The organism is Collinsella aerofaciens, assembly GCF_040910325.1.
Lineage (GTDB): Bacteria > Actinomycetota > Coriobacteriia > Coriobacteriales > Coriobacteriaceae > Collinsella > Collinsella aerofaciens_BL.
On record NZ_JBDGAV010000002.1, the window covers coordinates 149,542 to 160,781 of the forward strand.

The following is an 11,240-nucleotide window of genomic DNA, read 5'->3' on the forward strand; positions in this document are numbered from 1 at the left end:
CGGACGCTGCTTGCTGACAGCTCTAGTTATATCCAAATTCCACCCGCAATTCCACCTCGCCCCCGAACGGTCAACAAAGTGCGATGAACGGTATATCGCATGAGATTCCCCCATAATGTACTTCGGCGTTCTAAAGTAACTTTTCTAAGGTAAACGCTCTTTTTTCCTAAAAACTATTTGCAATTGCATCTCTAAACTTTTGATTCAGAATTGCATAGCTAAATCGGTTTTATGTATATAAATGATGTTTGTTTACGTTTCCGCCTGTATTCAATGATATTCAGCTATCCATCATTCTTATTCACACTTACGTACCAGTTGAGTGAGGATATAGACCGCTTGCAGACGAGCAGGGCGTCAGTCCTATGACTTGTCAGCGTAAGAAGTAGGTAAAGATACCGTTCGCACAATACGTCCGTGCCACAAGTCGACTAAATTGAGACAATAGTGAATAGGGTTAGGCTACCGTCCCCTGCGGGGACTGAACGGACAGATGCATATGCCGAGCAAAATCGAAAAAAAGCAAGCCGCCGCAAAGCTGCGCAAACCGCCTCGCGACTTCTCGTACACGCAGAACCGAGAGCTCAGCTGGCTACGCTTTGACAACCGTGTGCTTGACGAAGCCTTCGATGAGACCGTTCCGCTGTTCGAGCGTCTAAAGTTCGTGTCGATTTTCGAGTCTAACCTCGACGAGTTTCTCATGGTGCGCGTGGGCGGCCTGTCCGATCTGGCAGAGCTCAAAAAGCAACCTGTCGACAACAAGAGCAATATGACCGCCTCCGAACAGGTCGATGCTGTCATGGCCGAAATGCCCGGGCTCCTTACCCGTTGGGAGTCCATCTTTAAGAGCATCGAGGGCAAGCTCGACACCTTGGGCGTTCACCGCGCCCGCATCGATTCGCTTACGCCCGAGGAGCGCACCTTTGTAACCCGCTACTTCCAGGCCTACGTGTCGCCGGTCATCTCGCCGCTGGTCATCGATCCTCGCCACCCCTTCCCCAACCTACGCAATGGCGCGCTCTATCTGGCCTGTGGTCTGGACGGCGCCACCGACGAGGAGAGCCTGCTGGGCCTTATCGAGATTCCCGCCTCGATGAACCGCGTGGTCGAGATCCCCTCGCCCACCGGCACCTACTCCTACATCTTGCTCGAGGACGTCATCCTCGCCTGCCTGGACAGCTGCTTTGGCTCCTATAAGCCGCTGGATCGTGCGCTGATCCGCGCCACCCGCAACGCCGACATCGATCCGGACGGCGAGGGCGTCGAAGAGGAAGAGGACTACCGCCAGCACATGAAGCGCATCCTCAAGAAGCGCCTGCGTCTGCAGCCGGTAGTGCTCGCGGTCTCGGGGTCGCTCGAGAAGGCAACGCTCAAGACCATCCGCAAGGCGCTCGAGCTTTCGCGCCGCTCTGTCTTTACCTGCGATATCCCGCTCGACCTGGGCTACGTCTTTGGCATTGAGGGCAAGATTCCCGAGCACCTGCGCAACGAGCTGCTCTTTACGCCGTTTAGGCCGCAGCCCAATCCCACCATCGACATGACCCGCTCCATCCGCGAGCAGGTGCTGCAGCACGACAAGCTGCTCTTTTATCCCTACGAGGCCATGAACCCCTTCCTGGATCTGGTGCACGAGGCCGCCTACGACCCCGAGTGCATCTCGCTGCGCATCACGCTCTACCGCGTGGCCAAGCAGAGCCGCCTGTGCGAGTCGCTGATCGATGCTGCCGAGAACGGCAAAGAGGTCACGGTGCTCATGGAACTTCGTGCCCGCTTTGACGAGCAGAACAACATCGAGTGGGCCGAGCGCCTGGAAGAGGCCGGCTGCACCGTCATCTATGGTTCCGAGGGCTTTAAATGCCACTCAAAGATCTGCCAGCTCACCTATCGCGAGGGCATGGCGCTAACGCGCCTCACGCTTTTGGGCACCGGCAACTTTAACGAGAAGACGGCCAAACTCTACAGCGACTTTATGCTCATGACAGCCCATCCCGGCATCGGCGAGGACGCCAACCTGTTCTTCCGCAATCTGTCGCTGGGCAACCTGCGCGGCGACTACCGCTTCCTGGGTGTGGCGCCCGTCAGACTGAAACCGCTCATCATGCGCGGGCTTGACCGCGAGATCCAGCGCGCCCTTGCCGGCGAGCCCGCCCGCGTGTTCTTTAAGCTCAACTCGCTGACCGACCGCGAGGTTATCGACAAGATCGCCGAGGCATCGTGTGCCGGCGTGCGCGTAGACATGATCATCCGCGGCATCTCGTGCCTCAAGCCCGGTGTTCCGGGCAAGACCGAGAACGTGCATGTCCGCTCCATCGTCGGACGCTTTTTGGAGCACGCGCGCGTCTATGCTTTCGGCGTGGACTCGGACATGATTTACCTGAGCTCGGCAGACATGATGACGCGCAACACCGAGCACCGCGTGGAGATTGCCTTCCCCGTGCTCGACCCCACCTGCCGCGCCCTAGTGCACGAGTACATGGGCATGCAGCTGCGCGACAACGTGAAGGCCCGCAGCCTCACGAGCGACGGCACCTGGGTCCCCGTGGAGCGTGCAGAGGGTGAGAAACCCTTCAACTCGCAGGAAGCCCTGCTGGAGCGTGCCTATCGCAACGCCGAGGCCGCCGCGCAGCAGCGCGCACAGGAGAAGGAACGTGTGGCCGAGGAGGCCATTCAGGCCGATGTTGAACACGGGGCAGCTGCCAAACCGGAAGCGGTTGCAGCTCCCCCGGTGAATGAGCCCGAGGCTGCCGCAGAGCCCGCCGTGGAGAAAGCGCCCGAGCCCGCTACTGCGACTCCGGAGCCCGCCGCCGAGGCAAAGCCCGCCCCTGCTCCTGAGCCGCAGCCGGCCACACCCAAGGTCCAAGAGGTCCAGGCGACCGTCATTGAGCCCGAGCCTGCACCTGCACCTCAGCCCGATCCGCAGGTCATCAAGCCCGCACCCGAGACGAGCGCCCGTCGCGATAAGCCCGCCGGCAAGACCAAGGCCATCGAGCGCCATCGCCCCGGCCGCGTGCGCATGGGCCTGGGCCTGATCGGCCTGGGTCTTAAGACGCTCATTACCGGCAAGACGAAATAGTCGTTTGTAGAAGCAGTTTGTAGAAGCGCCCCGCATTTGAGGAAAGCCTCGGATGCGGGGCGCTTTTCCCTGCTACCATGGTGCGAACAACAACGCGAATGACAGGCAGGAATATGAAGTTCACTATAGAATCGATGACCTACGGCGCCGACGGGCTGGCGCACGCCGACAACGGCAAGGCCGTCTTTGTGCAGGGCGCCGTGGCAGGCGACACCGTCGAGGCCGAGGTCGTACAGGACGGCAAGTCGTTCATGCGCGCCCGCACCACCGAGATTCTGGAGCCAAGCCCCGATCGCATTCAGCCTCCCTGCCCCTTCGTGGGCATCTGCGGCGGCTGCTCGTGGGGCAATCTCTCACGCACGGCACAGCTCGCCGCCAAGGAGCAAAACCTGCGCTCCACGCTCGAGCGCATCGGCAAGTTCGCTCCTGAGCAGGTCGATGAGTTGGTACAGCCCATCTGCCACACCAAGGACGACTGGGGCTACCGCAATAAAATCGAGCTCGAACCGACCGTCGTCAACGGTCGCGTGCGCCTTGGCACGCACGGTGTCGACCCCAGCAAAATCGTGACCGTCGATACGTGCCCGCTGTTCGATAAGCGCTTCCCGAAGGCGCTCAAATCGGTCGTCGGTGCACTCAACTATCTAAGCGGCAGCCATGACTTGGGGCTCGAACGCGTGGGCATTCGCGCATCGCGCCGCACCAAGGCACTCGAGGTCGCACTCTGGACGCCCACAGGCTCTTTTCCGCGCTCGCAGGTCTCCCGCGTGCTGGCGGACGCCGCTCATCCCACGAGCATCGTGCGCGTGATGAGCAAGGGCGAAAAGAAGGCCCGTCGTGTCTCCAAGGTCGAAATGCTCGCCGGAGAGGGCTCATGGACCGAGAATATCGCCGAGGGTCAGATGCGCTTGTCTGCCCCGTCTTTTTTCCAGGTCAACACCAAGGGTGCCGAGATTTTGATCGATCTTGTCATGGAAGCGCTCGACCCGCAGGAAGACGAGCTTGCCGTGGACCTGTACTGCGGTGCCGGCACCTTTACCCTGCCGCTCGCCCGCCGCTGCGACTTTGTCGCCGCCGTCGAGGCCTACGGCCCCGCCGTGCGCGACCTGCGCCGTAACCTGGAGATCAACAAGCTCGATAACGTCGACGTCATTGGCGGAGACGCGGTGCGCGAGTTCCCCGACCAGGATGCCGACGTCTTGGTGGTCGACCCGCCGCGTGCAGGCCTCGCCCCCGAGGCGATCGACCTTATCGCCAGCACGAGTGCTCGCGATGTCGCCTACGTGAGCTGCGACCCGGCCACCCTGGCGCGCGATCTCAAACGCTTTGTCGAAGAAGGCACCTTCTCCCCCGTAAAGATCACGCCAGTCGACCTGTTCCCACAAACCTTCCACTGCGAGACCGTCGTCCACCTTAAGCGCAACTAGCCACTTAATCATTGCTCAGAAAAATCATTGGGAAATCGAGCGTGGCAAGCGGAGGTCTTCGGGGTATAAGACGGCTAATTGTATGCCGCCTATGAAAGGAACCCTCATGCCCAGCGTTGCCGTTCTCGCCGCCGATGGCTTTGAAACTATTGAATGCTTGACCATGGTCGATGTCATGCGTCGCGGCGGCGTACGTGCCACGCTCGTCTCGATCATGCCCACGCGTGAGGTCGTAAGTTCGCTGCAGATCCCCGTGACCTGCGATGCGCTCTTTGATGAGATCGACTTTGACGAATACGACTGTGTCGTGCTGCCCGGCGGCCTACCCGGTGCTACCAACCTGCGCGCCGATCAGCGCGTCTGCGACGTGGTCCGCGAGTTCGCCGCAGCCAAGCACGTCGCCGCCATCTGCGCCGCCCCGTTTATCCTGGGCGAGCTCGACCTGCTCGAGGGGCGCCATGCCACGTGCTTCCCTGGCTTTGAGAAAAGCTTCCCCGAAGGCGCCTATACCGGCGAGAAGGTCACGCAAGACGGCAACATCATCACTGCCAGCGGCATGGCACAGTCACTCCCCTTTGCATTGGAGCTGCTACGCACGCTCGCCGGCGACAAGGCCGTCGAGAAGGTTGCCGAGGGCATTCAGCTATGATTTTGGCTTCGCAATCACCGCGCCGCATCGACTTGATGCGCGAGGCGGGCTATGACATTCGCATCATTCCTGCCGATATCGACGAAACGCCGTTTGATGGCGAGGCCCCGCTTACGCTCGTTGAACGCTTAGCACGCGCAAAAGCCGCCGCCGTTGCCGCCGAGCATGCCGAGCCCAATGAGCTGACGGTCGCGGCCGACACCATCGTCACCTTTGACGGCAAGATTCTGGGCAAGCCGGCAACCGAGGACGAGGCGCGCACCATGCTCCGTGAGCTTTCGGGCCGCACGCACCAGGTCGCAACCGGCGTCTGCATCGTTAAGGCAGGCGATACGGCCGCCCCGCATGCCGCCGAGAGCCTGTCCTTTGTCGATGTGACCGACGTGACGTTCTACGAGCTCACCGACGAGCAGATCGAGCACTACGTCGCCTCGGGTGAGCCCATGGACAAGGCCGGCGCCTACGGCATTCAGGGCACAGGAGGACGCATGCTCGTGCACGATATTTCGGGCGACTTCTATAACGTGGTGGGCCTACCCATCGCCCGCGTCGCGCGCGCGATTCAAAAACTCTCGTAATTGCATCTGGCGCTGGGTATCCCCCGGCGCCTACAATTTTGGCGTACCGTACGGATCCCGACCGGGCACAAGGCGCGGAGGAAAACCGATAGGAGTTAAACATGGATACACTGCTCGAGGCCATTGACGTCTGCGATGTCGATGGCTTTTGCTATGGCAACTATACGGACGAGGAGGCCGGCACCGGTTGCACCGTAATCGTGGCACCCGAGGGCGCCACCGGCGGCGTTGACGTTCGCGGCGGTGCTCCAGCATCGCGCGAAACCGACCTGCTGCGACCCGAGAACACCGTCGACAAGGTCCACGCCGTCTGCCTTTCGGGTGGATCGGCCTTTGGCCTCGAGGCTGCAAGCGGCGTCGCTCGCGAGCTTGAGAGCCGCGGCATCGGCCTTCCCGTCGGCCCCACGCAGGTGCCTATCGTGTGCTCCAGCTGTATCTTCGACCTCGCCTTTGGTAACCCCACCGTGCGCCCCGACATTGAGGCCGGCATCGCCGCCGTGCGCGAAGCACTCGACCACACCCCCACCAAGCTCGAACAGGGCAACGTAGGCGCCGGCACGGGCGCTACCGTGGGTAAGCTCATGGGGCCTGCCACCTGCATGAAGGCCGGCCTTGGAGCTGCCGCCGTGGCACTCGGCCCCATCAAGGTGGGCGCCGTGGTCTCGGTCAACGCCTGCGGCAACGTTGTCGACCCCTTCACCGGCGAGTGGGTCGCCGGCATGCGCGCCGCAGCCGATAGCGACCAGATCGTCGACATGGAACTCGCAGCCTTTGCCGCCGCCGGATCCATGCAGATGCCGCTCGACCGCACCAACACCACCATCAGCTGCATCGTCACCAACGTGGAACTCACTAAGGCACAAGCCACCAAGGTCTCCCAGATGGCCGCAGACGCCTACGCACACGCCATCCGCCCCACACACACCACCAACGACGGCGACACCATCTACACCCTCGCCAGCGGCAAACTGGGCGCCCAGGCAAGCGCCGCCGCTCCCCTAGACCTGCTGGGCATGCTCGCCGTAAGGGCCCTGGAAACCGCCATCGTGAACGGAGCCAAATCCGCCAAAACCTCCCACGGAATCCCAGGTGCTGCGAAGTAATCTCACTCGACCGTCGGTCGGAGGCGGGCGGGCATTACGTTTGCTGCTCTACAGTCCTATGCAAGACGAAGGCCACATTAAGTGGCCTTCTTTGCATGCGGAACTCGCGACAAACGTAATGCCCGCCCGCCTCCGACCGACTACCAACTAATATTTTTTCAGCCCAGGCCCCTGTGTACCGCGCGTCGAAGATCTTCAAATTCAACTAGCTGACAATCGATTCTTATAGCAGAGGCCCCTTGGCCTTTAGTTTGATACAAGTTCCGCACGAGCCGGAAAGCACTTAATGTGCTTTCCGTGCGAGCAGGACTGTTCGCAGTAGCAAACTAAAGGCCAAGGGGCCCAGTCAACCTATCAGCAGCGATTACTCAGCAGCTAGTTGAATTTAAAGATCTTTGAGGCAAGACGGTATAGGCCGAGTGTAGTTTTGTCTCCGGCCCGTCCGCGCAGATTGGTGAAGAACCCGACCACGCCGTAGCGGGCACGACGATACATGCGCTCGTCGTAGGCCTTCAAATCATTCCACAGCGTCTTTAGGCGCTCGTCGGCGCAATCTTCCTCGGAAAGCTTGGTGAGCACCGAGCAGATCGCCATCATCATGGTGAAGTAGCCCATCATGTACGAACGCAGGCGCGACGACTCGACATCGCTGTACAGGTGGTACGACTCCATCATGATACGCGTAACACGGAACTGCTGGTCCAGACGCTTGACCATCGTTGCCTCGTTGACGCTCTGGCCTTCGCGACCGATAAAGTAGCGGTAGAGGTCGATGTCGGCGTAGTACATGGTCTTGCAACGCGGCAGTGGCACGTAGGCGTAGATGTTGTCCACATAGAACGTGTGCGGCGGCATGGGAAGGTTGGACTCGCGCAGCACATCCGTGCGATAGCACAGGCTGTGCATGAGTAGGTTCTGGTCCAGGCGGAAATGACCGATCTGATCCCAGGAAAAGATCTTTTTGCGCGGCAGGGCAAATTTGTAGCCAATAGCGGTATGCGTGCCCTCGTAAACCTTCTCGTACACGTAGTTCGAGATAAACAGGTCAACGCGCTGATCGCGCTCTTCAAAGCCACGCAGAATCGACAGCATAGTCGAAAGAGCCGCAGCGTCGAGCCAGTCATCCGAGTCGACAACCTTGTAGTAGGTGCCCTGTGCCTCGCGCAGACCCGAAAGAACGGCAATACCGTGACCGCCATTCTCCTGGTGCACCGCGCGGATGATTCCAGGATAACGGGCCTCCCACTCGTCGGCCTTGGCGGCCGTCTCGTCCTTGGAGCCGTCGTCCACCACGATAATCTCGATATCGGTGGCGTAATTGCTCCCCTCCAAGATGGAGGTGATGCAATGGTCCATGTCCTTGGCGGCGTTATACGAGGGAATACCGAATGTTATGACTTTATGCATGGCAGGCGATAATCTCATCCGAAAGATCGAGGGCGGAATTGGTCACAGCGTCCATATCGTAGTAACGATACTCGGCCAGACGACCCACCGGGTGGAAGTTCGTCAGGTTCTGGACGCGCTCAAGATAACGCTCATAGAGCTCACGGTTCTCGGGCTCAAGAATGGCGTAGTACGGCGTCTCGTCCGAGCCGGGCGTATAGGCCTTGGAGTACTCCTTCATGATGGTGGTCTTGCCGGGCAGGACCTGACCGGTCATGTTCTTGAACTCGGTGATACGCGTGTAGTCCTCGCTCGTGGTGTAGTTGACGGTGCCCACGGGCTGGAACTGGTCCATATCGAGCGTCTCGAACTTCATATCGAGCGTGCGGTACGGCAACGCACCCAAGTCGAGGTTGAACAGCTCATCGAGCGGACCGGTATAGACAATCTCGCCGCCGTAGACCTTGCCATCGATCTTGACGGTGGTCTCGTCGATCTCAAAGAGATCGCGGGCGTCCACGTCGCAGAACACGTCGATCAGGTCGTGGTCGAGCATGTGCTCAAAGAGCGCCGTGTAGCCCTCCTGCGGCATGCCCTGGAAGGGAGCTTGCGGGAAGTAGCGGTCATCATCGCCCACAAAGACGGGAACGCGGCCGGTGATCGAAGGATCGATCTGATCGGGCGTCTGGCCCCACTGCTTCATGGTGTAATGCAAAAAGACGTTCTCGTAGACGTAATCGGCGACCTCGGCCAAGTCGGGGTCGTTCTTCTTACGCAGCTCCATAATGGGCACCTTGACATCCTTGCCAAAGGTCTCCACGAGCTTCTGATACAGCTCCTCGCCGCGCTCGTCACCAAAGGCGAGCTTGAGACTCGCATGGTTGAAGGGCACGGGCATAAGGGTACCGTTGATGTTGGCGAGCACCTTGTGCTGATAATCCGTCCACTTGGTAAAGCGCGACAGGAAATTGTGCACGCGCTCGTTAAAGGTGTGATAGATATGCGGACCGTACTCGTGGATCAGGATTCCGGCCTCGTCAGTGCAGTCATAGGCATTGCCCGCAATGTGGCTACGGCGCTCCAAAACGGCAACACGATAGCCGATGGTCTCGGCGAGACGGCGGGCACAAACGGCACCGGCATATCCAGCACCGACGACAATCATGTCGTACGCGCCGGCGTTAAAGCCTTCAGGCAGGCCTGAGGTAATCTGCATCGATACTCCTTGTCAAAAGCCACGGGCTCGTTAGCTGGGCTTTTCTCGAACATTCTTCGAGACATATTTATCAGAGCGATTATAGCGCTAATGCGTCCTATAATGAGCTTGCCACACAAGGAAAGCTCAAGCACCGCGGCGTACATAATTGAAAGGTAAACCCGCTAGCAGCGGGTTTATTCGTGAACAGCCGGGCGCCTGGAGCTTAGCGAAACGCTTGTAAGGAGTAACATGAGCGATTTCCTAAACCGTATGAAGTCTGCCGCCAAGGCCGACCTTAAGACGATCGTCCTGCCCGAGGGCGAGGATCCGCGCACTATCGTCGCGGCCACCAAAATCATCGAGGAGGGCCTGGCAAAGATCGTCATCCTGGGCAACCCCGACGAGATCAACGTTCCCGGCGCTACCGTCATCGACCCGCGCAATGCCGAGAAGCACGAGGAGTACGCGCAGAAGTTTGCCGAGCTCCGCGCCAAGAAGGGCGTTACCATCGAGCAGGCTCGCGCCCAGGTGATGGACGCCACCTACTTTGGCACCATGATGGTCAAGATGGGCGATGCCGACGGCCTGGTCTCCGGCGCCTGCCACTCCACCGCCGACACCCTGCGCCCCGCGCTGCAGATCCTCAAGACCGCCCCGGGCACCAAGCTGGTCTCGGCCTTCTTCGTGATGTGCACCGACACCCCGCAGTTCGGCACCGACGGCACGCTGATCTTCGCCGACTGCGGCCTCAACATCAACCCGTCCTCCGACGAGCTCTCCGAGATCGCCATCGCCTCCGCTCACTCCTGGTCCACATTCATGGGCAACGTTGAGCCTCACGTGGCCATGCTCTCCTACTCCACCATGGGCTCCGCCGGCGGCGAGGTCGCCAAGAAGGTCCAGGAGGCCGTGAAGTTCTGCAAGGAGAAGGCTCCCGAGCTCGCCATCGATGGCGACCTGCAGCTTGACGCCGCCATTGTCCCCACCGTCGCCCAGCTCAAGGCTCCCGGCTCCTCCGTTGCCGGCAAGGCCAACGTGCTCGTGTTCCCCGACCTCGAGGCCGGCAACATCGGCTACAAGCTGGTCCAGCGCTTCGCCGGCGCCGACGCCTACGGCCCCATCCTGCAGGGCATCGCCAAGCCGGTCAACGACCTTTCGCGCGGCTGCTCTGCCGACGACATCGTGGGTGTCGTGGCCATCACCGCCGTCCAGGCTCAGATGGCTGAGTAGCGGACATATCCCCGCCGAAGGCAGCGCAGGTTAACCCCTGAAAACGTCCTCGACCAATGAAACGCCCCCGTTCTGCTCCTTCGGAGCTACGAACGGGGGCGTTTCTGGTCTGCGGAGTGTTTTCAGGGGTTAACCTGCGCTGCCTTCTACCGTCACGTGGCATTCAGGGCATCTGGGGTGGACGGCGGCTTGGCTACGAGCTGGGGCTGAGGATCTGAATGGTCGGGTTCCGTTGCTGGAAGTGCAGGCGTTGCCGGCGATGGTCACTTTGGGACTGGAATTTCCGCCTGCTAGCAAAAAGGCCTCCGGAGCCGTTGCTCTGGAGGCCTTTCGTTTACTTGCAAATGCGCGCGTTAGTTGTTCTTGGTCAGGCGCTCGACGTCGTGGGCGATCATGTATTCCTCGTCGGTGGGGATGACCATGACCGTGACGGCGGAACCGGCGGCGCTGATGACCTGCGGGCCGTTGCCCACGGCCTCGCGGTTCTTGTTGTTGTCGATGCGTACGCCCAGCCACTCAAAGCAATCGCAGAAGGCCTTGCGAATCGACCAGTCGTTCTCGCCGATGCCGGCGGTAAAGGTGATGGTGTCCACGCC

At 60.4% G+C, this 11,240-nt stretch carries 8 protein-coding genes and 1 pseudogene; 6 read left to right on the top strand and 3 right to left on the bottom strand.

The window, feature by feature from the left end; translation table 11 throughout:
- The first annotated feature begins 499 nt into the window (after positions 1-499).
- The 5 genes from ppk1 (at position 500) to AB5Z25_RS01855 (ending at position 6,830) form a co-directional block, all read left to right on the top strand.
- Positions 500-3,073, top strand: a complete 2,574-nt coding sequence (gene ppk1, locus AB5Z25_RS01835) for a polyphosphate kinase 1 (protein WP_368134647.1) — start codon at positions 500-502, stop codon at positions 3,071-3,073.
- A 98-nt stretch (positions 3,074-3,171) separates the two neighbouring features.
- The gene (gene rlmD, locus AB5Z25_RS01840; RefSeq protein ID WP_368134648.1) at positions 3,172-4,500 is read left to right on the top strand and encodes a 23S rRNA (uracil(1939)-C(5))-methyltransferase RlmD; all 1,329 of its coding nucleotides are present in this window, start codon (positions 3,172-3,174) and stop codon (positions 4,498-4,500) included.
- Between the two features lie 106 nt (positions 4,501-4,606).
- The gene (locus AB5Z25_RS01845; protein WP_368134649.1) at positions 4,607-5,149 is read left to right on the top strand and encodes a DJ-1 family glyoxalase III; all 543 of its coding nucleotides are present in this window, start codon (positions 4,607-4,609) and stop codon (positions 5,147-5,149) included.
- Positions 5,146-5,727, top strand: a complete 582-nt coding sequence (locus AB5Z25_RS01850; protein ID WP_346976668.1) for a Maf family protein — start codon at positions 5,146-5,148, stop codon at positions 5,725-5,727. The genes AB5Z25_RS01845 and AB5Z25_RS01850 overlap by 4 nt, the downstream gene beginning before the upstream one ends.
- 101 nt (positions 5,728-5,828) lie before the next feature.
- The gene (locus AB5Z25_RS01855) at positions 5,829-6,830 is read left to right on the top strand and encodes a P1 family peptidase (RefSeq protein ID WP_368134650.1); all 1,002 of its coding nucleotides are present in this window, start codon (positions 5,829-5,831) and stop codon (positions 6,828-6,830) included.
- A gap of 375 nt (positions 6,831-7,205) precedes the next feature.
- Here the strand turns inward: AB5Z25_RS01855 and AB5Z25_RS01860 are convergent, their stop codons facing one another.
- Entirely contained in the window at positions 7,206-8,237 is a 1,032-nt protein-coding gene (locus tag AB5Z25_RS01860) for a glycosyltransferase family 2 protein (RefSeq protein WP_195361191.1), read from the bottom strand.
- Positions 8,230-9,432, bottom strand: coding sequence for a UDP-galactopyranose mutase (gene glf, locus AB5Z25_RS01865; RefSeq protein ID WP_195444448.1), 1,203 nt, complete (start codon positions 9,430-9,432; stop codon positions 8,230-8,232). The genes AB5Z25_RS01860 and glf overlap by 8 nt, the downstream gene beginning before the upstream one ends.
- A 231-nt stretch (positions 9,433-9,663) precedes the next feature.
- On the opposite strand from glf, the gene pta reads away from it, so the two are divergent.
- Positions 9,664-10,644 carry a phosphate acetyltransferase gene (gene pta, locus AB5Z25_RS01870; RefSeq protein ID WP_006234296.1) on the top strand — a complete coding sequence of 327 codons (981 nt, stop codon included), beginning with the start codon at positions 9,664-9,666 and terminating at the stop codon, positions 10,642-10,644.
- A gap of 353 nt (positions 10,645-10,997) precedes the next feature.
- On the opposite strand, the pseudogene AB5Z25_RS01875 reads toward pta, so the two are convergent.
- Positions 10,998-11,240, bottom strand: a pseudogene (locus AB5Z25_RS01875) (acetate/propionate family kinase); the annotation flags it as partial.